This window comes from Paenibacillus sp. EB106-05-06-XG162, assembly GCF_058791655.1.
The window spans coordinates 101,029-126,058 of sequence record NZ_JBYTDT010000003.1; the positions used below are offsets into that span (position 1 = coordinate 101,029).

A 25,030-nucleotide genomic window follows, 5' to 3' on the forward strand; every position below is an offset into this window, starting at 1 on the left:
ATCCCTTCCTCGAAATGCATCGGACAGACCAAGGAGCGAAAGCGACGCAGCTGGAAAACGGTTTATCTGATGTAACATGACTTCTTTGATTTAGCTATTAAAATCTTGTATCTTTCTACTATTTTCAATTCGATCTTTAAATTCACCTTGCGTGTATTCATTTATGACCTTATTCCAAAATACCTGAGCTGGTTTGTTGCTTTCTAATTGATAAACTTCCCACTGCCCCTTATGTAAATCAAATATTTGTTTTGCTACTGCTTTACCTATTCCTTCTTTTCTATATTTCTTCATAATAAAAAACTCCGCAATCGAGTAGTAATTCCGCTCTTCTGATTCAATAAATCTTACTAACACAAAACCTATATACTTATCTTCTTGCTTAATGACATATGGAAATCGATGATTAACTTCTTTCCAGTAGTCTTCCAAATATGGATAAACCCCAAATAATCCATCATTTTCTACATCACATTTTACAAATTCAGAGAAATCATAAATATAAAATTGCATTAGGTTTCTTATGATATCTTCATATTCTTTAGAAGCTTGAATTAATTCATAATTCATTAGAGTGTTACCACCTTTGTTATATATGTGTGTTGAGTTTCATGTTATTTCAGTCGGCAGGACCCGCAGTGTTGAATAAGTTGTTAGTTGAAGTTGTTCTGAGACACCCACACATTCATTAATCTTTATACCCTATCATTAAAAAACGTTTTGTTGTATCATCAATCGGATCAAAAGGCTTACCTTCCCATGTGGTCATTTCAATTCTATCGAATCCAGCAGCTATTAATATCTCTCTCGTACAATGGGTGCTTACTGTTTGTGAATTAATATATTTAATATTTACCTCATCCGTATTTGTATTTATATATGTTTCTTCATGCTCAATTGTTGATGTTGCATTATTATATTCGTGGCGTATTAGCTTATATATTCCATTCTCTAGAGACCATGTTTTATTAAAAGTATATCTGTGTTTATGCTTACCATAGTTTTCATTCCACATCTCATATATGAACACTCCTCCACTTCTTAACAATTTATATATGTTTCTAACAGGTTTGGCTGTGATTTCGATTGGGTCAATCCATGTAGCAATATCAAATTGATTTATATTGTTTATATTATTGATGTCTTGAACGAAATAATTCGAATTCGGAAAATCACGGTTACTATGCTTAGACTGTTCAATGAACGTTTCTGATAAATCGACACCGGTTACATTATATCCATTTTGTAACCATACTTTATGATATCTAGACAAGCCACATGCAATGTCAATAATGTCTCTACCGTGATGCTCAAAGATAGATAGCATTTGGGATGCTATAAATATTTGTTCATCCTCATCGTCGAATCCCCAATTAATGTAATCTTTATCGAAATCTTCATCACCATAGCGAAGCATACATTCACTATTAATTTTCATTTGTTTATCCCTCCTCTTTAGATTTTTACAGTTCTTCGCAATTTCATCTAACGTTCTTGTATTCACGACGTCTCAACGACTTAAGGCTCCGCCAGGAGTCGGCCGCGATGCGGTTAGTCGGTGCAGATGTGTCCGCTGAATCTGCTTCTCTGCCTATCACTTCTCGCGGACCGAGGAGCCGTCAGGCTCCGATGCATGAATATTATGTTAGCTGATGCCACCTCTTCTTCGAAATGACTTCATCCATCTTTCTTAATGTAAAGGTATTTATCTCTATTAAAGAATATATAATATGGCATAATAAAAGGATTTAGATAATTTAATCCCTTTATTGGGCTTCCACACTTTAGTTTTATTATTTCATTTTCTTTAATTGATATTTTCAATTTATTACTTCTACACCAATCTATTTTTAAGTAAATTTCATATTCTCCTGGATCTATTTCTATTTTTATAGTCCCTCCATCTTCAATTGTTCCCTTCTCGAAATCATTTATCATAATTATATAGTTCCTTATTTTATTTACAAATTGTGACGATCTATTTATCTCGATATACGTAAGAAAATTCAAATAATCACATCCCAAAAGAGTAATAGCAAATAAATACTTGGTTTTGAAATATTTTTGTCATTAGGTGGTTTCAGCTAACGTTTTTGTTCTACGAACCCAAAAGGTTTAAAGGAGTGACAGCGACTGGGTGGCTTCGCCACTTAGCCCTGCAGGATTGTCTGCCTGATTACACTTCTTCGAAAATCCTCGGGCAGACCAAGGAGCGTTAGCGACGCGGCGTAGATACGGTGTTATATGATGTCGATGCCATCTTGAGTTACTCACAAACTATTCATTCTTTCTTTTATATATTTTTATTAGATTTGTGAACAATTCAATTGTTGCTGATATAATAAAAACGATAATTATCAAGCCAAAGAAGAACGTTAATAAAATTATGTTTGATTCTTTAAGACCAATATCCCCCGTCTTTGAACTTTGGTCATATTCATCTACAAATGTTTTATTTTTTAAATCTAAACTCTTATATCCAATTTTATCTGAATGATAATTTTTTCCACAAAATTCTTCATGAAAATAAAAATGAAAACTACCGTCTACACTTCCTTCAATGGGATAAGTATAATTGGGATTAATAGTAACCTGCGCATCCCATTCTTGTGAGTCTTCTCCTATTGTTAAAAATCCAGTTGGTATGTTATGAATTTTGACCCAATCGATGTGAACGTTAGTTTTACATTGCGAAGTTAAAAAATTCCCAAGCGCAGTATTTATTTTACTTTCAAACTTTTTCATTTCATACCAAGAAAATAGATTGGGAATTAAAAAGATTATATAAATAGTCATTAGAATAAGAAGTAATTTTAATGAACGTTTAATAGAACTCTCCTCTCTCTCCTTTAACATCGATTTCATATAACGTCTTTTTCACGAACTTCCCCAATCCCCCAGCAACCGGGGTATTCCCGTATTTCACAAATACCCGCTTCTACCATACATTCACGCACTCCACTTATATCTGATCCAGTGGACTCTTAATTCGACTCACATCTCTCACGCTCACATGCGTATACCGCTCCGTTGTCCAACTGCTCTGGTGCCCCAGCAGCTCTTGAATATAGCGGATATCAATCCCACCCTCTAGCAGATGCGTAACGAATGAATGCCTCAGCGAGTGAACACTGACTTGCTTCCTGATTCCCGCAGCTCCAATCATTTGACTGAATATTTTCTGAACAGTTAGTTCGGTCAGATGTCGACCTGCTACTTGACCCGGAAATAGCCAACCTTCTGGCTTCTCTAGACGAACGTACTGCTCCACGATTGTAAAAGCTGCATCCGACAAAAAGGTGTAACAATCCTTTTTTCCTTTGCCTTGCCGAATATGCAGTGTTTTGCGGGCTAGATCGAAGTCTTCGATACGCAATCGAACGACCTCACCAACGCGTAAGCCTGAAGAATATGTAACATCGAAAATTGTTTTATGCTTCAGATTCTTGACGATTGTGAGCATAAGCATAATCTCATCCAGCGATAGAATCGAAGGCAATTTATTCTTTATTTTAGGCCTAACATACGATACATTCTCGCGGTATCCCATCACGTGGATCAAATAAAATTTGATCGCACTAATTGCTTGATTCACGTACGCATGGGAGCAGGACCGATCCAATAAATAAAGGGAATAATCTCGAACAACATGATCAGTCCACCTCACATTCTGTCTCCTATACTCGAAGAAGCGTCGGACCTGACCGCAATAAGCTTTAACCGTCTTCGCGCTGTATCCTCTTGCACGTAATTCATTCTGCAGCTGCTTATGATGCGAAGCATCCCATTTCAGATCTATATCCAAGACTGAAGCCGGAGGCGCTTCTTCTTCGAAAAAACTTGAACTTTATCGCCAAACGCTGCTCACCATATACCGCTACATGTACATCCATAATTCATCAATCCTTCCAATAATTATAGCAAGCTCCACCATCCTTGAACACACAAAAAAGAGCGTACAAAGTTCCTTCGAACTTGATACGCCCCGATGCTTTCGGTACATGATTTCGATGATCCTCGAAATCTACGAAATGTGATATCTTTCCTTCAGTATGTTCAAATGATGAATCTCATGACCCGCAATAATATAGGCGAGTGCCCGAACGGAAATCGGCGAATGATTCGCTGTCCCTACTCTCGCAGCTGCCTCATCTGTAATTCCGCGCAATAGTGTAATTGTAGCACGGCGGACGGCTCGAAGATCCTCAATCAATTCAGACATCGGTGTTGAAGCGAAGGCCGCTCCGCTCACGAACGCATTCTCATCAAACCCTGTTAGTGGCGTCTGATCTCCTCTCGCAATACGCAGCAATCGATAGCTCATCACGCGTTCCGTATCCGCAATATGACCGATCACTTCTTTAATCGACCACTTATCCGGTGCATACCGGAAATCTCCTTGCTCCTCCGATAAACTCGCTAAGATCTCGGTGGTACGCTCTAATTGCTGCTCTAGAATTCCCCGAATATCCCCTTCAGGTACAAGGCCTATATATTGGTCATAATAAGTTGCATGCTCTCCATCCAATGGCTGAATTAACATCGTGTACAACCTCCTTTTTTACAAATTATAGCACGCCAAATTCCTTTTTTGTCCTATCCTATAAATCTATCATATAAAAAACTTTTACACCCAAGTAACGAGAACTAGAGATTTTTTCATGTCCAAAAGTATGCTCCCGCCTCTGACAACAAATTTCATGATTCTCCATATTCATAGCAGTTACGACCCAGGTGCCTCTGGAGCATTATACCAAATCATGCTAATCTATTTGCTAGAGTAAATGATTCCAAGGAGGACCACCGTTTGATACGATTATCTGATATTCACTTTCGAGACCCCTTTATTCTTCCTGTACCTGTGGAGAATACTTATTATATGTATGGAACCCAAGGCGCGACTGCATGGGACGGTAGACCTGAAGGCTTTGACGTGTACCGCAGCTGCGATTTATTAAATTGGGAGGGGCCTTTCCCCGTGTTCCGACCTGAGCCGGGATTCTGGTCCGATCACCATTACTGGGCGCCTGAAGTGCATCATGTGAAAGGCCGATTCTATATGTTCGCTTCTTTCAAAGCAAAAGGGATGTCGCGCGCGGTGCAAGTGCTCGTCGCCGATCACCCGATGGGACCCTTTGAGCTCCATAGTCTAGGCCCTATTACGCCAAAGGCATGGGAGTGCTTAGACGGTACCCTCTATATGGAGAAAGACGGTACACCATGGCTCATCTTCTGCCGGGAGTGGCTGCAAGTGACAGACGGCGAGATCTATGCTGCCAAATTAGCCGATACGCTGGACCGAATTGTCAGCGAACCGCAGCTGCTGTTCCGCGCTTCTGAAGCCCCATGGGTCAAGCCGAATACCGAAGGTGGCTTCGTGACGGACGGCCCCTTCCTGCACCACATGAACAACGGCCGCCTGCTCATGATCTGGTCCAGCCTTGGTGTACAAGGATATACGACGGGGATTGCACGCTCTGTTAGCGGAAGAATTACAGGTCCATGGGTGCATGAAGAGAACCCGCTCTATGTCGAAGATGGTGGACACGGCATGTTATTTCGGGATTGGTACAATAACCTGCTCCTTGCCCTTCATGCCCCGAATCACAATCCGAATGAACGGCCATCCATTCTGCGCGTCGAAGAATCCTCAGATTCGTTAGAAGCCAAATAGCATACTCCCAACCATACAAAAAACCTGCTGAGCTCAGCAGGTTTTTCTACATTCTTCAACTAGCCGTTCGTTAGACAGCAATGTGCAGCAATCGCTTGATTGATCCGTTCCCTTGCAGCGAGAAGCCATTCTCCATTCCCTCTCGGGTATTCCGAGAATGAGATCGGTGCTGCGAGCCCCTCTTCGATCAGCGCAACCGTCTTTTCTTTGCCGATCCAAGACTCTAATAGTTCGAGCGCACGCAAATCCTGCAAGCCTTGATGAAGCACCTCAAGCCGAATCGATTCAACAGGTCCCGCTTCGCCCGGATAGACCAGATAAGCGTCGCCGGAAGGGAACGCTGCGCCAGCATCCGTCGTACGGAAGGGATCAATCTGTTGATTCGCCGAATATTGGGTGTACCAGAAGTTATAGCCCCAGTGCAAGAAGCCTTGCAGGCCGAACTTATACAATTGGAAGCCAAGTACACGATTCCGTGCGGAAGGCATATTAAAGAATCGATTCGATACTTGATCATCCTGGGAACAACAATAATAAGTCCATAAATCCGGTACCTCGCTGCGCAGGAACGGTTCAATATGATTGTTCGCTGGAATCGGGCGCTGCACCAGACCCTGTTCATAGAAATCAAGTGATGACAACGCATCCATAATCGGATAAGCCGATAGATGCTTACGCACCATTTCGCTCGCCGCCATGTACGTCTCCAGTTGATCCTGACTCGGCTCATCAGAGATATGGAACCAGCTCTGCTGTGCAAGTCCATTATTCTTAATGTAACCATCTAACGCTGGCAAGAATTGATCCATGAAGCTGCGGTATTCCGCCGACGTCGAACTCGTACTCCAGCCAAAAATTTGCCGTTCTACCCCTTCCACCGTTGCGACGATCTTCGGTGCATGCTTCGCGCCCCACTGTGTAAACAAATGAGAGAACTCGAAATATTCCACCCCAACATTCCGGCACATCTCCACCCACCGCGTCAGTCGGTCGAATCCGAAGCGATACGTCCCATCACCGAGCACTTCCACATCGATCAACTGGACCGTCGGACGCTCACCACCAATGGCCGTATCGAGCGGCGGTGTGAATAGCGGCGTCAAAATCATATTCATCCCATGCTTCACAGCCGTCCCCACAAATTGCGCAAGCAGCCCCCAGTGTGCTTCACTAAACACGTCCATGCCATATTGGGTTGCTATACAATCCGTATGGAACCATTCCGTGTGAATCAACCGCTGCTTCGGCAGCTTCGCTGGAATCACATTTAGCATGAACGAATTCGTCGCGAGTAGAGCACCCTCCTCCGATTTGATCGATACCTTCACCTCATGATCACCCGGTTGTACCTTATCATCTAGATCGACATGGACCCAGAGCGAACGCCACTGCTCAGGCAAAGCATGGATCGCTGTATGCTCCATTTCATATAACGGATCTGGATATAACCCTGCCGTTGTCCGCAATACGTCGGCATCATGGTCGAAATAACAAGGCATTTCCGAAGGCACTAACCCAACCGCTCTCACGTGAAAAGGTAACCCAATCGTTGACTCGACTTCGACTTGCAAGTTTTTGAATAATCGCTCTGCACTGTAAGCCACTTGAAAAGCAAATGTCTCCCCATATAACGCCGAACCCTTTGTATAGGCTCCCCCTTGCGGCTTCTCATCTGCGAATACTTTAGACAACGCATCTAATGTGATCGATTGAAACAGATTGGATTGTTCCATGCTCTATACCTTCTCTCTTATGAATTAGTTAAATGTGGACAGCTTCACGAACATGGCCCCACTCTAGTGATTGGAATGTATCCGTCGTCGCCGATTCTCTCGCCTTTAGGCACATCAATGCGCTTAACAGCCCATCTTCTAGCGGATATCTTGATTCCGCTGTCCCTTGCATCAACTCGATGAAGTTTTTCGCCAAATCCGTATCCCCGCCAAAATGCCCACCACCAAGTGAAAAATCATACGTCTCCACACGCGGTGTATGATGCATATGAACTTTAACGATACCGGTATAGAAATCGAATTCGACCGTTCCTTTGTATCCTAAAAATCTAGCCCCACGTGCTTGGGCACCACGACGCGCGAAGAAGTTCTGTGAATACGTCAGATGCATGCCTGATTCATACCGAACGATGCAGCTTCCCGAATCTTCATTGCCCGTATCCTCGGCAAATGCGCAATATTCCCACATTTCTGTTCCATCTGTCTTGAAAGCCGTACTCTCGGCACAGGTCCGATTCTCCTCGCATTCTTTGCATTTTAATCCCGCAGGCTTGGTTCCTTTGAAAATTTGCTTCGACGTCATCGCGCAGATACTAACTGGCTTCAGCTTAATCACATCATTGAGATAATCCAGATCATGCGTCGCTTTCTGGAGGAATAGGCCGCCTGTCTCTTCTTCATCCCGGTACCAGTTCTGATAATAGACATTGCCGTAAGGAACATTATTCACCGCTTGGACGTGCTCGACGGTTCCGATTTTGCCGGAGTTGATAATCTCCTTCACTTGCTTCACAATCTCCGAGTTACGAAGAGGGAAAGAGACGATGACCTTCGAATGCGATGCCTCGTAAGCATCCTTGAGTCGATATAAATCCTCCATCGTCGTAGAGACCGGCTTCTCCACATAGAGCGGGAGCCCCGTAGCGAGCACTTTGATCGCCATCTCCGTATGCAGTGAACACCGCGTACCGATGACGACACCGTCCAAAGCTTCCGATTCGAGCATCGCTTCAGCCGTATCATAGAACCGCACATCGGTGTTTCCTTGCTCTGCTAATGCTGCACGAATTTCATCCTTCCGAACATCGACGATCGCCGCAATATGGCACCGCGCATCTTGATGGATCATTTCCGAAATAACATAACTAATCCGGCTTCCATAGCCAATGACACCCAACTTCATATCCTATAAGCCTCCTCATTCGATCCGCTCAATTCAACTCTAGTATAAGACCAAGCCGCGAAGGATTCTTTGTCTTCGAAGCCCGTTTTTTGGTACTTTTCGAGGAGCATAATTGATATAATAGAGGAACAAGCTAACGAGAATTTCGCGGAAAGGAGTCCTTCCGAAGTGAGCATTGAAGAACAACCTGCGACCCAGCCGGTCAAAGAATATATCTTTACCCGTACACCGCTGCAGCAGCTCATTGAAATTCATAATTTAATAACGTTCCACTACTTCGAATTTAGCAAAGACTATGAATTTACCGGGGAACGCCATAATTTCTGGGAGTTTCTCTATGTCGATCGCGGCACAGTGAATGTGACAGTGGATCATACGACCCATACGCTGCAGCAAGGCGAGATTATTTTTCACAAGCCAAATGAATACCACAGCTTCTGCGCACTGCAAGGCAAAGCACCGAACCTGATCGTCATGACTTTCGATTGCCACTCCGAAGCGATGAAGCATTTCGAGGATCAAGTCATCGCGCTTGCGAACGAGGAGCGGAATTTGCTCGCCATGATCGTCGAAGAAGGTCGGCAGGCCTTCCAGCTGCCTTGCGGGCACCCGATGATTCGTCGCTCCAATGCGCCAATCGGCGGCGAACAGCTTATTAAATGTTATCTGGAGACGTTCCTGATTCGCATTCTGCGCAATCATCTCGTTGCTCAGCCAACACCTTCCAAGACACTATCATCGGCAGCGAGAGAGAACATTAGCGATGACCTCGTGAGGCAAATCATGGCCTATCTGGAAGAGCATCTTGCCGATATGCATACGCTTGAGTCGCTTAGTCAGCGGTTCCTCATCTCCAAGACACGCCTGAAGGACCTGTTCAAGCAGCAGACTGGCCATACGATCATGGAATATGTAATGCACCTGCGAATGGAGCACGCGAAAATGATCATGCGCGAGGAGACCGCCAATATGACGGAAATTGCGACGAGGCTGGGGTTCAGCAGTGTCCATTATTTCTCGAAAAGCTTCAAGAAGAAGACGCACATGAGCCCGACCGAATATGCGAGAACCGTGAAGGCGAGAATCCGAAACTGAACATTTATGAAAAAATGACGTACGCCTGAACCCGAGAGTTCAGTGGTACGTCATTTCTACGTTATGATCGAGTTCAAAAAGTCGGCATTTCAGCACCTGTGAGTTTTCGCAGAAAACTTGCATCGTAAGCATATGCTCAGGTTGCGAGGACCCGGACCTAATGCTTACGATGCAAGCTTTTCTCTGAAAAGCTCTCAGAGGAACGGAGTTTAGGCAAAACCTAAATGAGTACCGGACTTCGAGGATGATCGCAAGATTCGATGTCGAATACGCTCCATGAAATACTTCGTGATGTATAAACCTTTATCGAAGCAAATCCTCGATGAGCGACCGCGATCGTAATGTAGGTTTTGACGCCAATCAGAAAGAACGTCACTTTCTGATGTGGACAAAAGATGACTTTTTGAACAACCTCGTTACGTTTAAATATATTTCGTCAGGATGCCCTCCACATGTTGGAGATGCGTCCTCATCGCTTGGCTTGCTTGATCTGGCTTCCCTTGCTGCACAGCCTCGGAGATCGAGAGATGCTCTTGATAGAGCTGCTCCGAGACTGATCGATTTGCGTATAACTCGACCCGCCGCGTCTGCTGAATCGCCCGCTCCATCTGCTCCGCAATAGACTCGAAGAGCCGAACCAGGACGGAATTATGCGTCGCCTGTGCCAGCATCAGGTGAAATTCAAGATCCGTTCGCTCACCCGCTTGGTCATCGCCAATGCTCCGCTCCATTTCCATAACAATGGCCTGCAGCTTCTGCTTATCCTCGGCTGTTGCCTTCTCGGCCGCAAGCGCTGCGTTCGAGACCTCGAGCGCCTTACGTGCTTCGATGAGCTCGAGTACCGTACTGCGGTTCATGCGCAAGGAACTCAGCTCCGGCATCTCGACTTCCATCACGGAAGAAGAGATCACGGTACAACCACCGCCTTGACGAATCTCGATCAAGCCCATCGCTTTGAGCGCACTTAACGCTTCACGCATCGTCGATCGGCCGACGCCGAACCGCTCCGACAGCTCCTTCGTCGATGGCAGTTTCTCACCAACCTTGACACGGCCATCCAGAATGAGCCGCTTCAGCTGCTCGATAATTTCTTCATAGTGATTTCGTTTGGCCAATCTCGTAATTTCCATGCGTTCTACCCGCTCCAATCGTACAACCTATCCAAGTCATAGATTACCCTACAATCAACGCGTAGACAATCCCCGGTCCATGAACGCCAATCGTCAAGTCATTCTCAATATCCGAGGAACGGCTAGGGCCTGTAATAAAATGAATCCCTGCCGGCAAGTCCTCGCGACGCATCCCATCGATCTTCTCCATCACTTCGCCCATCCGTGTCTTTAGCCGCTCCACAGGAATGATCGCCATCATGACCGTTGGCAGGAGTGTGACCGATCGGCCCTTATCAGGCGACGACAACACGGTAATGGTTCCTGTATAAGCAATCGCGTGATCCACGACAGCGACGCCAATATCTGCGCCTGCCGCATGGGCTTTCCAATACTCCTCAGGATCACTGTTCCATACACGAATGTCTGTCTCCGGCAGCGCCTCTTCAAGCCCTAGTTCGTTCAACTCCGGTTGATTCTGCCGAATCATATGGCGTGCGCCGAATTCATTCGCTCGATCCACAATAAACTGCTTGGCTTCCTCCATCGTCAAGAAACGTGCCGAATGACCGCCGACACTCTGCCAATTGTCCATAAAACGCTCAATCTTTTCTTCCTGCGTCCAGTTCAGCTGGGTCCAGAAATCCGGTGCACCACGGAGCGGATGCTCTGGCTTCTGCGCAATGTCCTTGCGCCCGAGCTTCTCCGCAATGCCGCCGATGAACTTCGCCTGCTTGGCCCGCGATTCCTTCTCTAACTGCTCGAGCAGTGTCATCTCTTGATCAGCCATGATGTCTTCCCCCGTTCTTCCGCTGTTCTAATGCCTGCTCCATCCGCTGACGAACTTCATCGCTCATCGTCGGATTCGAAGCTTGAACCTCTTGCTCCAGTGTTCCCCAGCGTTCGCGGAACGACTGATTCGGCAGGCTTGGCAGATGTCTTACGCTGTTCCAGCCTTTGAGCGGCCCAATCTTCGTCTTGATCATCCCTTGACGAGCGACAAGCTTCTGACCGATCTGGCCCATCTTAATCACGCTGCGCATGCGTTTGGAATTGGACATAATGGCTGCGAAGCCTTTCATCCCGATCTTCTCCGCTGTCTGCCCATAGCCCTTCTCGACTTTGCGATTCCGCAAATAGACGAGCATGTCATGCAGTGGAATTTTCACCGGACAAGCCTCATAACAAGCCCCGCACAGGCTCGAAGCATTCGCAATATCATCCCACTCTGCCACATTGCTCTGAAGTGCTGGCGTCAACACCGCACCAATCGGTCCGCTATACGTACCGCCATAGGCATGACCGCCGATATGACGGTAAACCGGACAAGCATTCAGACAGGCGCCGCAGCGTATACAATTGAGCAGCTCTTGGAATTCCGGATCCCCAAGCTGTAGCGACCGTCCATTATCCACGATAATAATATGCATCTCTTCCGGTCCGTCTGCATCCGCATCCAGCTTCGGTCCCGAAATTGCCGACATGTACACCGTCAGCTTCTGTCCCGTGGCCGATCTTGGCAGCAAGGTCGCCATCACTTCAAGATCTGCGAACGTCGGAATAATCCGTTCCATCCCCATCAGCGTAATCTGCGTCTTCGGCACCGTGGAGACCATCCGCGCATTGCCTTCATTTTCGAACAGGACCATGGATCCCGTCTCCGCAATCGCGAAGTTGCACCCGGTCATGCCAATCTCGGCATCGAGGAACTTCTCGCGCAATTTCCGGCGGACGAAGCCCGCAAGGATCGACGTGTCTGCAGGCAGCGTCTCGCCCGCTTCCTTCGAGAGCAGCTCTGCGATTTGATAGCGATTTTTGTGAATCGCCGGAATGATAATATGCGACGGGGTCTCACCAGCCAGCTGAATGATATATTCGCCGAGGTCCGTCTCGACAGCTTCGATTCCCATTTTTTCGAGCGCCGCATTAATATGCAATTCTTCCGAGACCATCGACTTCGACTTGACGACGGAACGTGCTTGCTTAGACGCCGCGATTTTCATCGACAGCTCAACAGCTTCTTTTCCGTCCACCGCGAAGTGTACGTGCACCCCGTTCGCTCTCGCATTTTCAACAAACTGATTCAAATAATAGTCCAAATGCGCAATCGTATGCAGCCGAATTTGCCGCCCCCGCTCCCGCCATTCTTCCCAGTTGCCATGCTCTTCCGTAGCCTTCTTCTTCCCGTTGCGCAATCGTTCTGTCGTGAACTTCACCGCTTTTCGCAGAAATTCATTGTTCAGCGCGATATGCGATCGCTCTTTGACCGTACCTGCCTGCTGCCCGTGACTCATGCCTGCTTCACCCCTTCATATAACAATTCAGCCAGATGCATCACGCGAATCGGCTTGCCTTGGTACATCAGATTACCCGAAATGTTCATCATACAGCCCATATCCAAGCCGACGAGTACTTCCGCTTCCGTCTCCAGCACATGCTGCGCCTTCTCCGACACCATCGCGGCCGATATTTCAGACATTTTCACAGCAAACGTTCCACCGAATCCACAGCAATCCTCCGCAAATGGAAGCGGTATCAATTCCATGCCTTTGACGTTCTCCATTAGTGTTAATGGCTCTTCTTTAATCCCTAATAACCGGCTGCCATGACAGGATGGATGATACGTGACTTTATGCGGGAATTCCGCGCCGACATCCTTCACCCCGAGCACCTGTACGAGGAATTGGGTGAATTCATAGGTCTTCTCTTGCAGTTGCATCGCCTTCTCGAGCATAATTGGATCTTTCTCGAACAGTTTCGGATAGTAGTGCTGAATCATTCCTGTGCAGGATCCCGATGGGGAGATGACAAAATCGCTGTCCTCAAAAGCCGCCAACAACGTTCTCGCAGATTCCCGCGCTTCCTCCCAATAACCACTGTTGAACGCCGGTTGTCCGCAGCAGGTCTGTGCCTTCGGGAACTCCACTTGAACGCCGTACCGCGCCAATAATCGCACCATCGCCTCGCCGACACGCGGGTAAATCGCATCACTTAAGCAGGTAATAAATAAAGAAACCTTCATCCTTCACACCTCATTATCATCATAGTTCATGCAATCATCTTATTGTCAGGTTGTCAGACATGTTGGATAAATAAAATACCTAACGCCATGACGCCAGGCCGTGCAAGCGATTGTCCCTTTTGTGAGGAAAATCATACCTATTATTCATGATAAGCCCGCTGCGTTTGCTGAGTCAATGGGGTGATTGCAATTTTTTGGCTCGACCGATGGTAGGTGCCATGCTATAATGTTTCAGGCTGCCGACCCGGCAAGCCATAATCACATAGACAGAGTTCGTAATCTCCGCCTCTGTTAAAACAAAACTAGGAGGGCAACATTATGCCACAGAAAAAAGCTTTACCCCCATTCATTCCTGTCGACCCCAGCTCGAAGAAGCTGCTGTTGTTGTCAGGCCTCTTTATTTGCTGCGTGATGATCGCAAATATCGTCGCGACCAAGATCGTCACCTTCGGCTTCACCTCCGCGACGGTCGCCATCCTGTTCTATCCCTTTACCTACGTCATTGCTGACACGGTCTCCGAAGTCTGGGGCAAACACGTCGCTCAGCGCATGGTCTGGCTCGGGCTCGCGGCCAATGTTATCATGGTCTGCCTGTTCACGATTGCCGTGAAATTTCCTGGCGCTGCGTTCTATGAAGGGCAAGCTGCCTTTGAATCTGTACTGCTCGGCGTGCCGCGTATCGTGCTAGCATCCGTTATTGCGTATGCCATTTCGCAGAACCTAGACATCTATATGTTCCTAGGCTTGCGTAAGCGAACCCATGGCCGTCATCTCTGGCTGCGGAACAATGTCAGTACGATGGTCAGCCAGCTGATCGATACGACGATTTTCTCGTTCATTGCGTTTTGGGGACGCGTGCCTACAGGAGAAATTGGGAAGATCATCGGCACGGAATATGGGATCAAGATTGTACTCTGTATCATTCTAACACCGCTCGTCTATGCGCTTGTCGCATGGGCACGAAGCAGCTATACACAGGAGGGAATTCATCATGACCACGCAGCATAACGCGAATCAACCCATCGAAGGCTTAACTTTACTCGGGAACCAGAACACCGTCTACACCTACGAATATGACCCGAAGCTATTAGAAACCTTCGAGAATAAGAAGCAAGACCGCGACTATTTCGTCAAATTCAATTGTCCGGAGTTCACGAGCTTGTGTCCGATGACAGGCCAGCCGGATTTTGCTACGATCTATATCAGCTATGTGCCGGATGTGTTGATGGTCGAGAGTAAGTCGTTGAAATTATATCTGTTCTCCTATCGTAACCACGGCGATTTCCATGAGACTTGTGTCAATACGATCATGGACGATCTCGTTGCACTAATGAAGCCCAAATATATCGAAGTCTGGGGCAAGTTCACCCCGCGCGGCGGCATCAGCATAGATCCCTACTGCAACTATGGTAAGCCCGGGACGGCTTGGGAAGAGGTCGCACGACAGCGCCTGTTCCAGCATGATATGTACCCGGAGAAAATCGATAACCGTTAATGTTCTAAGCCTCTACTCTTCGTTTACGAAGGTTAGAGGTTTTTCTATGCCTGGACACGCACCTCAGCGCACCCATTCTAGGCCCATGCATAATGTATAGCAAGTCAAACTGCAAGTCTCTACTGGAGGGGTAGACATGGATGTCCACTTATCAGCTCTGCACTGGATTTATGTTGCCTGTATTGTACTCATCATCGGGTTCATGGTGCGCAAAAGAGACACGACGCTGCTCTGTATCGCAGGCATCTTCGTGCTAGGCGTCGTCGCCACCGGATCGCTCACCGCATCGGTCAGCGGTATCTTCTCAAGCTTCATCTATGCGTTAAAAGAATTACTCGGCACCATCCTCATCATCTCTGTGATTGTCGCCTTAAGCCGCGTCCTCGCACGTACCGGCATCAATGAAATGATGGTGAGTCCGTTCACTAAGCTCATTCGCACCCCAACCCTCGCCTATTGGACGATCGGAATAGTCATGATGGTCATCTCCTGGTTCTTCTGGCCTTCGCCCGCTGTCGCATTGATCGGTGCCGTGCTGCTTCCGGTGGCCATTCGCGCAGGATTGCCCGCACTCGGCGTTGCCGTCTCGATGAATCTGTTCGGCCACGGAATCGCCTTATCGAGCGACTACATCATCCAAGCCGCACCCAAGCTTACCGCAGACGCCGCTGGCATTCCCGTCGGGGACGTGATCTCTGCAAGTGTACCGCTCGTTTTGGTGATGGGAATCGTCACAACAGTGGCTGCCTTCTGGTTCCTTCGCCGCGATATGAAGAACGGATCATTAACCTTCACGACAGGGTTAACGAGCGGCACCACAACCACATCCGTCAGCAGCGACGGTGCCGTTCCACCCTCAGAGACTGAGTCCCGTTCGCTCATGCCTCGCAAGATGCGGATCGTCTTCTCGATTCTCGTTCCACTCTTCTTCCTCACTGATGTTGCTGCCATGATCTACTTTAAGCTGCAGGGCGGCGATGCAACGGCACTCATCGGCGGTACAGCCCTCTTGCTCCTCCTGCTCATCTGTCTCTTCGCGCATGGCAGCCGGGGATTAGAGCAGTCGACGACCGATATGGTCGACGGCTTCTTATTCGGGTTTCGCGTCTTCGGTCCCGTCATCCCAATTGCTGCTTTCTTCTATTTGGGTGACAGCGCATTCATTGAAGTCTTCGGCAAGACACTTCCTGCCGGCTCCCATGGCATTGTGAATGATCTCGGTCTCGCCCTCGCGCATACCGTGCCTGTCAATACCGCTGTGAGTGCCGCGACCTTAACCACCGTCGGTGCGATCACGGGTCTCGACGGATCTGGATTCTCAGGTATCTCACTCGCGGGTTCCATCGCAAATCTGTTCGGGACAGCTATTCAGAGCGGCGTCGCGACCTTAACCGCGCTCGGGCAGATCGCAGCCATCTGGGTAGGCGGCGGCACGATCATCCCTTGGGCATTAATCCCGGCAGCAGCCATCTGCGGCATCAGTCCGTTCGAGCTTGCCCGGCGCAACCTAAAGCCTGTTATCATCGGCCTTGTCGTTACGACCATTGTCGCGATGTTCCTCATCTAATCGCATTGGAGGTGTAACAGAATGCCCGTATCCGCACAAAGTCTGCACGGACTTCTCGGTAAACCCGTCGGTGTCTCCATGATGGACGGTACCGGCGTAAGCGGTGTCCTGTGCAGCGTCCAAAATGGCGAAATCTACTTGATGGAGTATCTCTACCACACGCAATTTGCTACAAAGCATTATCCGCTCAGTCAGATTCAAGCCGTCAATCCGTTTCCTGGGTGTCAATGGCCTGGGACCGACTCCCAACAGCCTCTATACTAGATGGTGAACGCCAAAAAACCTGTTGATTCCGCGTAAGGATTCAACAGGTTTTCCTCTTTTCCGAAACAATGCTAGCTCTTCACCAGACTCAATTGCCAGGATACGCCGAATCGATCTGAGATCCAAGCGAACTTCGCACTGAACGGATACGCTTGTAACGGCATCAGGACGCCGCCGCCTTCGGATAATGTTGCGAATACGCGGTCAATTTCCTCTTCCGTATCGCATGTGACATACATCGATATCGATGGCGTAAATGTGAAGTTATGCTGCACGTTGCTGTCATTGGCCATAAAGACTTGCCCATGCAAGGAGAAGGAGGCCATCATAACGCTTCCCTCTGTCCCCGGTTGACCCGGCCCATAGCGCATCATACTTAAGATTTCGGATTGGTCAAAAGTCGAGGTATACAAGTTGATCGCCTCTTCCGCTTGTCCCTGGAACATCAAAAATGGAGTAACCTTCGGCTTACTATGTGACATGGGATCATCTCCTAGATTCAATAAGTTGGATTGCTTGATGTGAGCCTATCTCAAGTTTACACCATAAGATCCCTGGACATAAGTGGTTGCGCTAAAAGAAAAGGAGCCTCCCTGAATGTGAAGAGCTCCTTGCCAATTAATAGGTAATATTCCGGTGCGCGTAACGCGCGACAATATTCCGATTATGCTCGTCGCCGCCATCCAGATTCGCGCTGCGATAAACAGGTGGCAATTCCCCGCGCTCAACGGACAGAAGAATAATCTCATTCGTAATCGCCTGTGCAATCAATCCACCGACAATCGAGGACGCCGATCCCGTTCGCTCTTCCATGTTCGGAATCTCAAGCAGCACATCCCCATAAGGGCAGCAGTTATCGATCACAATATCAGCGAGTTCGTAGAGTTTCTTACCGCTCGGATGCCGGCTGTCCGTATTCATCGAATGCTTCAGCGATGTGACCGCAACAATTGGAAGTCCCCGATCCCGGCAGATTGTTGCCAACTCTACGGCAGATCCATTCCGACCCGAATTCGATACAATAATAAAGGCATCTTCATTCTGCACCTGGTGAATGTCCATCAATCGATGCGCCGTCTCCGGTGAACGTTCGAGCTCTGTCAGATTAATTCCAGCCGTGCCTTCTGCAATCGCAATGTCTTCAAGCGCGACAAGCTTCATCGGAACAAGCCCACCTGCTCTACCGCACATCTCCATGCCAAAGGCTCGCGAATGCCCTGCCCCGAACACATGAATGATGCCGCCTCGCTGCAAGCACGCAGCCAATAGCTTCGAAGCTTCTTGAATCGCCTCTACCTGCGTAGCTTCCATCTCTTTCACAACATCCAAGATGGCCCCCATCATGACTCTAGCACCTAACTTCATATCGTGACACCTTCCCTCATTCCATAGATTTGTTCATACCCTCTCTATTTATGTATATGGTGGAAGTCCACATTTTACTCTATGAATTTGGCAGAAAAGAGAAACTAAATATTACGGTTATAAATCAACATTTTTCTTCATTATTTTTAGATTGTTACTATTTAACTAAAATAATTAAGGACTTTTGTCGCAATTTACAGTATAATATTACCAAATATGACTAGGAGGATGGTATGGTGTTTTATTGGATTTTGTACTTTTTAATAGCAGTATGGGTATTTTTCGATGCAAAGAAGAGAGGCAATCAATTCATTGGTTGGAGTATTGGATGTTTCCTTGGAGGTCCATTAGTCCTACCTTTCTATTTGGCCAAACGATATCTAAAAGCTGGTCAAGTGAGGGAAGGCGGCACGGGATGGAATGTTATGAAATACTTTGCACTCTTCTGGACAATCACAATGATCATAGTGGGAATCGCTGGTATGGCTGGCGCTGGCCAAGTCGTTAATGATGCTTCTAATGAATACGAACAAGCTGGTGCAGTGATCGGTGCCGGAATCGGAATGGCTATGCTGGTTGTAATTTGGTTCGTTCCAATGGTTGTTGCACTAATTTTAGGATTATTCCTCAAGAAATCTAGTATTGTGGAAAAAGGTCCGACAGGTAATTTCGCGCAATCCAATTCTATTTCTGCATAATACATACATGAAAAGACGTATTCTGTGAATACGTCTTTTCGCTTTCTATATTTATCGTACGTAACATCATAGCCCTTTCTCATTGGCATTCCCGCTTAAAAAGTGGTATCGTCGCTATATAGAATCTCTATTTAGCGAAAGGATGAAATCCACAATGACGAACCGAATCAATCAACTCTATACCCTTATGCAAGCAAGCGGCATGTCCACTCTATTAATTACGGAACCGAAGCATGTTTACTACTTCACTGGATTCGCCTGCAATCCGCATGAGCGTTTCCTCGGTCTTATCATCTCTACAGAGCAAGAGCCAGTGCTGATCGTTCCCGCACTCGATGCAGGAGCAGCTTCGCAGGAATCTTCGGTGAAGCGAATTGCGACACACACAGATACGGATAATCCATATGCCATCTTAAAACAGCACCTGCCAGCTTCGATCCACACGCTCGGGATTGAGAAAGAGCACCTGTCCGTCGTTCGTTTCGAAGCATTAAGCGCCGTCGTGCAAGCGAACGCGTATATCGACGCAGGAGATCAGCTGCGCAGCATGCGCATGCGTAAATCCGCAGACGAGATCGCGCGCATGAAGGAAGCCGTGCGGCTGGTTGAGGCAGCATTACATACCGTCGTAAGCCAAGTGAAGGTCGGCGTAACCGAGATAGAACTCGTCGCTGAGCTCGAATACCAGATGAAGAAGCTGGGCGCTGACGGGCCTTCCTTCGATACATTAGTGCTCGCTGGAGAGAAATCCGCATTGCCGCATGGGAATCCAGGCACACGGAAAGTGCAAGCGAATGAGCTGCTGCTTTTCGACCTTGGCGTCTATGCGAATGGTTACGCTTCGGACATCACACGGACGTTCGCTGTAGGCGAGATTGATGATCAGCTCAAAGAAATCTACAACACGACGCTTCAAGCGAATCTGGCAGCCATCGCAGCCGTCCGTCCCGGCGTCACCTACGCCTCTATTGACCGTGCAGCGCGTCAAGTGATTGAAGATCAAGGCTATGGACAATATTTCATGCATCGCCTAGGTCACGGTCTTGGCATAGATGTACATGAATATCCAGGCGTTCATGCGAACAATGAGGATCTGCTGCAAGAAGGCGTCGTATTTACGATTGAGCCAGGCATTTACTTGCCAAACCGAGGCGGCGTGCGTATTGAAGATGACGTCGTCGTGACCGCAGACGGCATTGAAATTTTAACCACGTATCCAAAAGAATTAACGATCATCGGAGGGTAGCATCACGCTTTCCACCCGATCCAACTAGACATCAAAAATCCCCGTTCTTCACAGTCCCAACAGACTGGAAGAACGGGGATTTTCATTTATCACCCTTTACGACAGGGATTATACCCACCACATATCGCCAAGCGGTTCTCTAATCAAGACTTGATTCAAGTTCTCTACAGCTTTTGTGAAGCCTTCATCTACCGACATCAAGCCATCTTCATGCTCAATACTTACGACATAATCATAGCCGACCAGACGAAGCGCACTCATGATGTCCGCCCACACCTTCATGTCATGACCATAACCAACCGTACGGAATTGCCATGCACGATCGAGCATCAAGGCATAGGATTGCATATCCGTCACACCATGTTTGTTCACATTGATCGGATCAATCGATGTGTCCTTCGCATGGAAGTGATGGATCGCATTCTCACGACCAAGGATATGGATCGCTTGTACCGGATCAATACCTTGCCACCACATATGGCTCGGATCGAGATTCGCGCCGATCACTTCCCCAACCGCTTCACGCAGACGAAGCAAGTTCGCTGGCGTATGCACAGAGAAACCGCCGTGCAATTCTAATGCGATTTTGACTCCACGATCCGAAGCGTATTTCCCCGTCTCCGTCCAGTAAGGGATCACTTTGTTCGACCATTGCCAGTCGAGAATTTCTTGATAGTCGCCCGGCCAAGGTGCAACCGGCCAATTCGGGTATTTCGCACCCTCATGGTCGCCTGGGCAGCCTGAGAATCCGTTAACAACAGGTACTTCAAGACGCTCCGCAAGCTCGATCGTACGCATGAAATCATCATGGAACGGCTTCGCGATATCCTTCTGCGGATGCAGCGCATTGCCGTGACAGCTCAGCGCGCTGATCGTTAATCCACGGGAATCGAAAGCTTGCTTGAACGCTTTTAATTTGCCCGCGTCAGCTAGCAGCTCTTCCGGTTTGCAGTGACTGTTCCCCGGATAGCCTCCTGTACCGATTTCGACAGCTTGCAGCCCTTTGCCTTGAATATAATCGAGCGCTTCTTCAAGCGGCTTTTGACCAAATAATACAGCGAATACGCCTAATTTCATCTTTGAACGCTCCTTTGCTGATTAGTTGTTGAAGTAGACAGCTTTGCCTGTTTTGGAAGATTCGTAGATCGCTTCAAGAATTTCAGAAACAACGCATGCTTGCTCAGCTGTTACGACAGGATCTTTATCCTGCTCAATTGCTTCGATCCATAGACGCATTTCTACATCTGGAGCATCTTCCGAAGCGCCATCATAGAAAGCTACGCCACTTGCGCCAAGTTGGATCTTCTGATCGTACAATTTGCTGTGCTTCTCACCATTGATTACAAGACCATCCCACATATCTGCGCCGCCTTCTGTTCCGCAAAGCGTACAGATTGCTTCACCGGATTTCACCACGTTAAGCGCCCAGCTGGATTCGAGCATGATCGTTGCACCGTTCTCCATCGTAATCATCCCGAATGCGGAATCTTCTACGGTGAATTTCTCTGGATCCCATGATCCCCATGCATTTGCAGCATTTTTACGGCTCGAAAGCTTATGGAATGCCGTTCCTAGAACCGCTTTTGGCTTGTAGTTATTCATCATCCACAAGGTTAAGTCAAGCGCGTGTGTACCGATATCGATAAGTGGTCCGCCGCCTTGTTTCTCTTCGTCCAAGAACACGCCCCACGTAGGTACAGCACGACGACGAATCGCATGAGCCTTCGCAAAGTAAATTTCACCCAAATCGCCTGCATCACATACTTCTTTCAAATAACGGCTGTCTGTACGGAAACGGTTGTTGTATCCAACGGTAAGCTTCTTGCCAGTCGACTTCGCAACTTCTACCATACGACGCGCATCTGCTGCTGTCTTCGCCATTGGCTTCTCACACATAACATGTTTGTCCGCTTCCATCGCAGCAATTGCAATCTCAGCATGTGAATCGTTCGGCGTACATACGTGTACGATATCAATTGTCTTGTCTGCGAATACTTCAGTGTAATCTGTGTATACTTTTGCACCTTCAGCACCATATTCTTCTGCTGCTTTCTCTGCACGCTCAGGAATAATATCGCAGAAAGCGACCATCTCGATATTTTTCAATTTCTTAAGACTTGGCATATGTTTGCCGTTCGCGATACCACCACAGCCGATAATTGCAATACGATAGATTTTTGACATGTTAGAACGCCTCCAATAGTTTAATAGTTTTATCTAAAAGAAATTACAACCTTATTTGCGATGCGTACGCGCCCATTGCATACTCTGTGTAACACTCTCAATCGGATCAATCTGACACATATCCTGCTCTACGATTAACCATTCTGCTCCCGTCAATTTCGCTGTCGCAATCACTTCATCCAGCTCCATCTCACCGGTACCGAGAATAACCGTCTTCGCAGAACCATCCTCATTCGTCACCAAATCCTTCAAATGAACTAGCGGCACATGACCGGCATATTTCATCATATATTCGGATGGATCGAACCCTGCATGATGAACCCAACAAGCGTCAAGCTCAACGAACATCGGCGCTGGAGCGGTCAATTCGAAGATCGAGTCGAACAAGGTCTTGTTGCCGATTTGCTCCGTAAATTCGAAATCATGATTATGATAGCCGAATTGAAGGCCATGCTCCGCGCATTTGCGGGTTGCATCTTTAAATAGCTTCGTAATCTCCATTAAAGAACTTAGCGAACCACGTTCTTCCGCAGACAAGTACGGACAAGCGATATATTCACTTCCGAGTATTTTATGGAAAGCGATCTCTTCATCTAAATGATTGCGAAGGCGATCCAAGCCCACATGAGCACCGATCGATACCAAATTTAATTCTTCAAGTAATGCTTTTAGTTCTTCCGCATCCATACCACCATAACCAGCAAATTCGACACCTTCATAGCCAATTTCTGCAACTTTACGCAAAGTTCCTACAAAATCACGACTTGTCTCCTCACGTAACGTATATAACTGTAGCCCAATCTTCATCATTGCAATCCAACTCCTATGAAAAGGTTTTCCTACGCTTCTATTCTAGACAAATTATCGATATAATGGGAATGAATGATATGACCTAATCCTGAACTATTTTGCTACACTTGATCATAAAGGATGATGAAAAATGAGTGTTTCTCAAACCTCTTCGAACAATTTGGAAGTGCTGCTCGTGGACTATGCCAAACATTATAGACCTTACGATAATCGGGAACGCAGCCGTCTGCCATACTACCTCATTCGTCTTCAGACCGAGGGATCTGCCCATGTATGGATGAACGATCATTTCGAATCGGTGGAACCCGGCGACCTGCTGCTCTACAAAGAAGGCGATATCTATGAACTCAAGATAGGATTTCAGCATCCTGTCTCGAATCAGATTCTACCAAAAATTAATAGTATGGACTACTTCCTCATGGTCAGAGGCAGCTATGTGGAAGAATGGTGGAACTCGCGCGAACGCAGTCCGAAGACGCGAATTCGGCTGGACGAACGGCTTATTACGTTGTGGCGCCAGATGATTCAAGAGAAACGGCGTTTCCATGATTCCATGGAGGAGATCGTCCAGTATCTCACCAGGTCCTTCTTCCTGATGCTCGACCGTCTATTGGAAGAATCCAACCGTTCCAGCGCGAAGTCCAAATATGTACCGATCTGTAATCATATGAAAGATTATATTGAGCAGCATGCCGCTGAATCGATCACTTTGCAGGACGTCGCAGACCATGCGAAGCTCAGTGTATCTCGCGCTGGCCATCTGTTCAAAGAGGTATTCGGCCAGACGATTATGGATTACGCGATTGAGGTCCGGATCTCTACAGCTCGTGAACGAATTGAATATAGCAAAATGACGTTGGAGCAAATCGCCGAGCTGTGCGGGTTCCAGAGCTATACGTATTTCCATCGCACCTTCAAGACGCGCACGGGCTTAAGTCCGAGCGAATATCGTGAGTTGAATACACGGAAATAACGGCATATGACGGTGTTCATTTTGATTTAACAGGCGAATATGCTATCGTGGTAGGGAAAACACATTCAGTTCAACACGTTGAATTATTAGCACCAAGAAAGAGGAATTCATCTAATGACCAACATCGACACCCCCTCCCTGATCCTATTGCTATTCGCGGCACTCGGTCTGTTCAGCGGCAACTCCACCGTCACCATCGCGATGGTTGTTCTGCTGCTATTGCGTGTGACGCATATGGATCAGGTCTTCCCTTGGATCGAGAAATACGGACTTACAATCGGAATCATCATTTTAACGATTGGCGTGATGGCCCCCATTGCGAGCGGCAAAATAAGCCTTGATACGATGCTTCATTCCTTCTTGAACTGGAAATCGATCCTCGCCATCGTGATCGGTGTCCTCGTCTCCTATCTCGGCGGACGCGGCGTCACGTTGATGGGTAATCAGCCCACGCTCGTCGCAGGCCTCCTAATCGGCACCGTACTTGGCGTAGCAATCTTCGGCGGCGTTCCGGTTGGACCACTCATTGCAGCAGGAATTCTATCGATGATAATCGGGAAAATGTAACTTCTCCTGCAACGCACCTAAATGGCGCCCCTCATGACATACTCA

The 25,030-nt window shown here is 47.4% G+C and carries 27 protein-coding genes; 10 read left to right on the forward strand and 17 right to left on the reverse strand.

Annotated elements, in window-relative coordinates; all coding sequences use genetic code 11:
- Nucleotides 1-90: 90 nt before the first annotated feature.
- The 6 genes from AC3WU2_RS09230 to AC3WU2_RS09255 form a co-directional block, all read right to left on the reverse strand.
- Nucleotides 91-570, reverse strand: a complete 480-nt coding sequence (locus AC3WU2_RS09230; RefSeq protein WP_492453438.1) for a GNAT family N-acetyltransferase — start codon at nucleotides 568-570, stop codon at nucleotides 91-93.
- Between the two features lie 118 nt (nucleotides 571-688).
- Nucleotides 689-1,438 carry a class I SAM-dependent methyltransferase gene (locus tag AC3WU2_RS09235; protein WP_492453440.1) on the reverse strand — a complete coding sequence of 250 codons (750 nt, stop codon included), beginning with the start codon at nucleotides 1,436-1,438 and terminating at the stop codon, nucleotides 689-691.
- 239 nt (nucleotides 1,439-1,677) lie between these two features.
- On the reverse strand, nucleotides 1,678-1,938 hold the full coding sequence (locus tag AC3WU2_RS09240) for a hypothetical protein (protein WP_492453442.1): 261 nt from the start codon (nucleotides 1,936-1,938) through the stop codon (nucleotides 1,678-1,680).
- A 339-nt stretch (nucleotides 1,939-2,277) separates the two neighbouring features.
- Nucleotides 2,278-2,865, reverse strand: coding sequence for a hypothetical protein (locus AC3WU2_RS09245; protein ID WP_492453444.1), 588 nt, complete (start codon nucleotides 2,863-2,865; stop codon nucleotides 2,278-2,280).
- A 97-nt stretch (nucleotides 2,866-2,962) separates the two neighbouring features.
- Nucleotides 2,963-3,805 carry a tyrosine-type recombinase/integrase gene (locus AC3WU2_RS09250; protein ID WP_492453446.1) on the reverse strand — a complete coding sequence of 281 codons (843 nt, stop codon included), beginning with the start codon at nucleotides 3,803-3,805 and terminating at the stop codon, nucleotides 2,963-2,965.
- A gap of 219 nt (nucleotides 3,806-4,024) precedes the next feature.
- Complete coding sequence (locus AC3WU2_RS09255; RefSeq protein ID WP_492453448.1) at nucleotides 4,025-4,543, reverse strand: DinB family protein; 519 nt, start codon at nucleotides 4,541-4,543, stop codon at nucleotides 4,025-4,027.
- 264 nt (nucleotides 4,544-4,807) lie between these two features.
- Between AC3WU2_RS09255 and AC3WU2_RS09260 the strand changes: the two genes are divergently transcribed.
- The gene (locus AC3WU2_RS09260) at nucleotides 4,808-5,674 is read left to right on the forward strand and encodes a glycoside hydrolase family 43 protein (protein ID WP_492453450.1); all 867 of its coding nucleotides are present in this window, start codon (nucleotides 4,808-4,810) and stop codon (nucleotides 5,672-5,674) included.
- 59 nt (nucleotides 5,675-5,733) lie between these two features.
- Here the strand turns inward: AC3WU2_RS09260 and AC3WU2_RS09265 are convergent, their stop codons facing one another.
- Both AC3WU2_RS09265 and AC3WU2_RS09270 read right to left on the reverse strand, forming a co-directional pair.
- Entirely contained in the window at nucleotides 5,734-7,407 is a 1,674-nt protein-coding gene (locus AC3WU2_RS09265; protein WP_492453452.1) for a DUF4091 domain-containing protein, read from the reverse strand.
- Nucleotides 7,408-7,435: 28 nt separating this feature from the next.
- Nucleotides 7,436-8,590: a Gfo/Idh/MocA family protein gene (locus AC3WU2_RS09270; RefSeq protein ID WP_492453454.1), complete on the reverse strand. Its 1,155-nt coding sequence runs from the start codon at nucleotides 8,588-8,590 to the stop codon at nucleotides 7,436-7,438.
- Between the two features lie 168 nt (nucleotides 8,591-8,758).
- On the opposite strand from AC3WU2_RS09270, the gene AC3WU2_RS09275 reads away from it, so the two are divergent.
- Complete coding sequence (locus tag AC3WU2_RS09275) at nucleotides 8,759-9,685, forward strand: helix-turn-helix domain-containing protein (RefSeq protein WP_492453456.1); 927 nt, start codon at nucleotides 8,759-8,761, stop codon at nucleotides 9,683-9,685.
- 422 nt (nucleotides 9,686-10,107) lie between these two features.
- Here AC3WU2_RS09275 and AC3WU2_RS09280 read toward each other — a convergent pair whose 3' ends face one another.
- From AC3WU2_RS09280 to AC3WU2_RS09295, 4 genes are read right to left on the reverse strand one after another with little or no spacing between them, the layout of a single operon-like run.
- Nucleotides 10,108-10,815 carry a FadR/GntR family transcriptional regulator gene (locus AC3WU2_RS09280; RefSeq protein WP_492453458.1) on the reverse strand — a complete coding sequence of 236 codons (708 nt, stop codon included), beginning with the start codon at nucleotides 10,813-10,815 and terminating at the stop codon, nucleotides 10,108-10,110.
- Nucleotides 10,816-10,858: 43 nt separating this feature from the next.
- Nucleotides 10,859-11,584 (reverse strand): LutC/YkgG family protein, encoded by a 726-nt coding sequence (locus tag AC3WU2_RS09285; protein ID WP_492453460.1) that lies wholly within the window; start codon nucleotides 11,582-11,584, stop codon nucleotides 10,859-10,861.
- On the reverse strand, nucleotides 11,577-13,088 hold the full coding sequence (locus tag AC3WU2_RS09290) for a LutB/LldF family L-lactate oxidation iron-sulfur protein (protein ID WP_492453462.1): 1,512 nt from the start codon (nucleotides 13,086-13,088) through the stop codon (nucleotides 11,577-11,579). The genes AC3WU2_RS09285 and AC3WU2_RS09290 overlap by 8 nt, the downstream gene beginning before the upstream one ends.
- Nucleotides 13,085-13,816, reverse strand: coding sequence for a (Fe-S)-binding protein (locus AC3WU2_RS09295; RefSeq protein WP_492453464.1), 732 nt, complete (start codon nucleotides 13,814-13,816; stop codon nucleotides 13,085-13,087). Before AC3WU2_RS09295 ends, AC3WU2_RS09290 begins: the two co-directional genes overlap by 4 nt.
- A 318-nt stretch (nucleotides 13,817-14,134) precedes the next feature.
- Here AC3WU2_RS09295 and AC3WU2_RS09300 point away from each other — a divergent pair, with 318 nt between their 5' ends.
- The 4 genes from AC3WU2_RS09300 to AC3WU2_RS09315 all read left to right on the forward strand — a co-directional run bounded on the left by AC3WU2_RS09300 (nucleotide 14,135) and on the right by AC3WU2_RS09315 (nucleotide 17,142).
- Nucleotides 14,135-14,824 (forward strand): queuosine precursor transporter, encoded by a 690-nt coding sequence (locus tag AC3WU2_RS09300; protein WP_492453466.1) that lies wholly within the window; start codon nucleotides 14,135-14,137, stop codon nucleotides 14,822-14,824.
- Nucleotides 14,808-15,311, forward strand: a complete 504-nt coding sequence (gene queF / locus AC3WU2_RS09305; protein WP_492453468.1) for a preQ(1) synthase — start codon at nucleotides 14,808-14,810, stop codon at nucleotides 15,309-15,311. The genes AC3WU2_RS09300 and queF overlap by 17 nt, the downstream gene beginning before the upstream one ends.
- Nucleotides 15,312-15,447: 136 nt before the next feature.
- Nucleotides 15,448-16,878, forward strand: a complete 1,431-nt coding sequence (locus AC3WU2_RS09310; RefSeq protein WP_492453470.1) for a hypothetical protein — start codon at nucleotides 15,448-15,450, stop codon at nucleotides 16,876-16,878.
- Nucleotides 16,879-16,899: 21 nt separating this feature from the next.
- On the forward strand, nucleotides 16,900-17,142 hold the full coding sequence (locus tag AC3WU2_RS09315) for a hypothetical protein (RefSeq protein WP_492453472.1): 243 nt from the start codon (nucleotides 16,900-16,902) through the stop codon (nucleotides 17,140-17,142).
- A gap of 71 nt (nucleotides 17,143-17,213) precedes the next feature.
- Here AC3WU2_RS09315 and AC3WU2_RS09320 read toward each other — a convergent pair whose 3' ends face one another.
- Complete coding sequence (locus AC3WU2_RS09320) at nucleotides 17,214-17,624, reverse strand: VOC family protein (protein WP_492453474.1); 411 nt, start codon at nucleotides 17,622-17,624, stop codon at nucleotides 17,214-17,216.
- Nucleotides 17,625-17,760: 136 nt separating this feature from the next.
- On the reverse strand, nucleotides 17,761-18,507 hold the full coding sequence (locus AC3WU2_RS09325; protein WP_492453476.1) for a sugar isomerase domain-containing protein: 747 nt from the start codon (nucleotides 18,505-18,507) through the stop codon (nucleotides 17,761-17,763).
- 233 nt (nucleotides 18,508-18,740) lie between these two features.
- Between AC3WU2_RS09325 and AC3WU2_RS09330 the strand changes: the two genes are divergently transcribed.
- Entirely contained in the window at nucleotides 18,741-19,205 is a 465-nt protein-coding gene (locus tag AC3WU2_RS09330; protein WP_492453478.1) for a hypothetical protein, read from the forward strand.
- 154 nt (nucleotides 19,206-19,359) lie between these two features.
- Nucleotides 19,360-20,451 carry a M24 family metallopeptidase gene (locus AC3WU2_RS09335; RefSeq protein ID WP_492453480.1) on the forward strand — a complete coding sequence of 364 codons (1,092 nt, stop codon included), beginning with the start codon at nucleotides 19,360-19,362 and terminating at the stop codon, nucleotides 20,449-20,451.
- A 108-nt stretch (nucleotides 20,452-20,559) separates the two neighbouring features.
- On the opposite strand, the gene AC3WU2_RS09340 is transcribed toward AC3WU2_RS09335, so the two are convergent.
- The 3 genes from AC3WU2_RS09340 to AC3WU2_RS09350 are packed head-to-tail and all read right to left on the reverse strand — an operon-like array spanning nucleotide 20,560 to nucleotide 23,445.
- Nucleotides 20,560-21,528 (reverse strand): sugar phosphate isomerase/epimerase family protein, encoded by a 969-nt coding sequence (locus AC3WU2_RS09340; RefSeq protein WP_314591567.1) that lies wholly within the window; start codon nucleotides 21,526-21,528, stop codon nucleotides 20,560-20,562.
- A 21-nt stretch (nucleotides 21,529-21,549) separates the two neighbouring features.
- On the reverse strand, nucleotides 21,550-22,635 hold the full coding sequence (locus AC3WU2_RS09345; RefSeq protein WP_492453483.1) for a Gfo/Idh/MocA family protein: 1,086 nt from the start codon (nucleotides 22,633-22,635) through the stop codon (nucleotides 21,550-21,552).
- A gap of 51 nt (nucleotides 22,636-22,686) precedes the next feature.
- A complete protein-coding gene (locus AC3WU2_RS09350) occupies nucleotides 22,687-23,445 on the reverse strand; it encodes a sugar phosphate isomerase/epimerase family protein (RefSeq protein ID WP_492453485.1) in 759 nt (252 codons plus the stop codon).
- Nucleotides 23,446-23,575: 130 nt separating this feature from the next.
- Here AC3WU2_RS09350 and AC3WU2_RS09355 point away from each other — a divergent pair, with 130 nt between their 5' ends.
- Nucleotides 23,576-24,418: a helix-turn-helix domain-containing protein gene (locus tag AC3WU2_RS09355; RefSeq protein WP_492453487.1), complete on the forward strand. Its 843-nt coding sequence runs from the start codon at nucleotides 23,576-23,578 to the stop codon at nucleotides 24,416-24,418.
- 123 nt (nucleotides 24,419-24,541) lie between these two features.
- Nucleotides 24,542-24,985, forward strand: a complete 444-nt coding sequence (locus tag AC3WU2_RS09360; protein WP_211220768.1) for a DUF441 domain-containing protein — start codon at nucleotides 24,542-24,544, stop codon at nucleotides 24,983-24,985.
- Nucleotides 24,986-25,030: the final 45 nt, after the last annotated feature.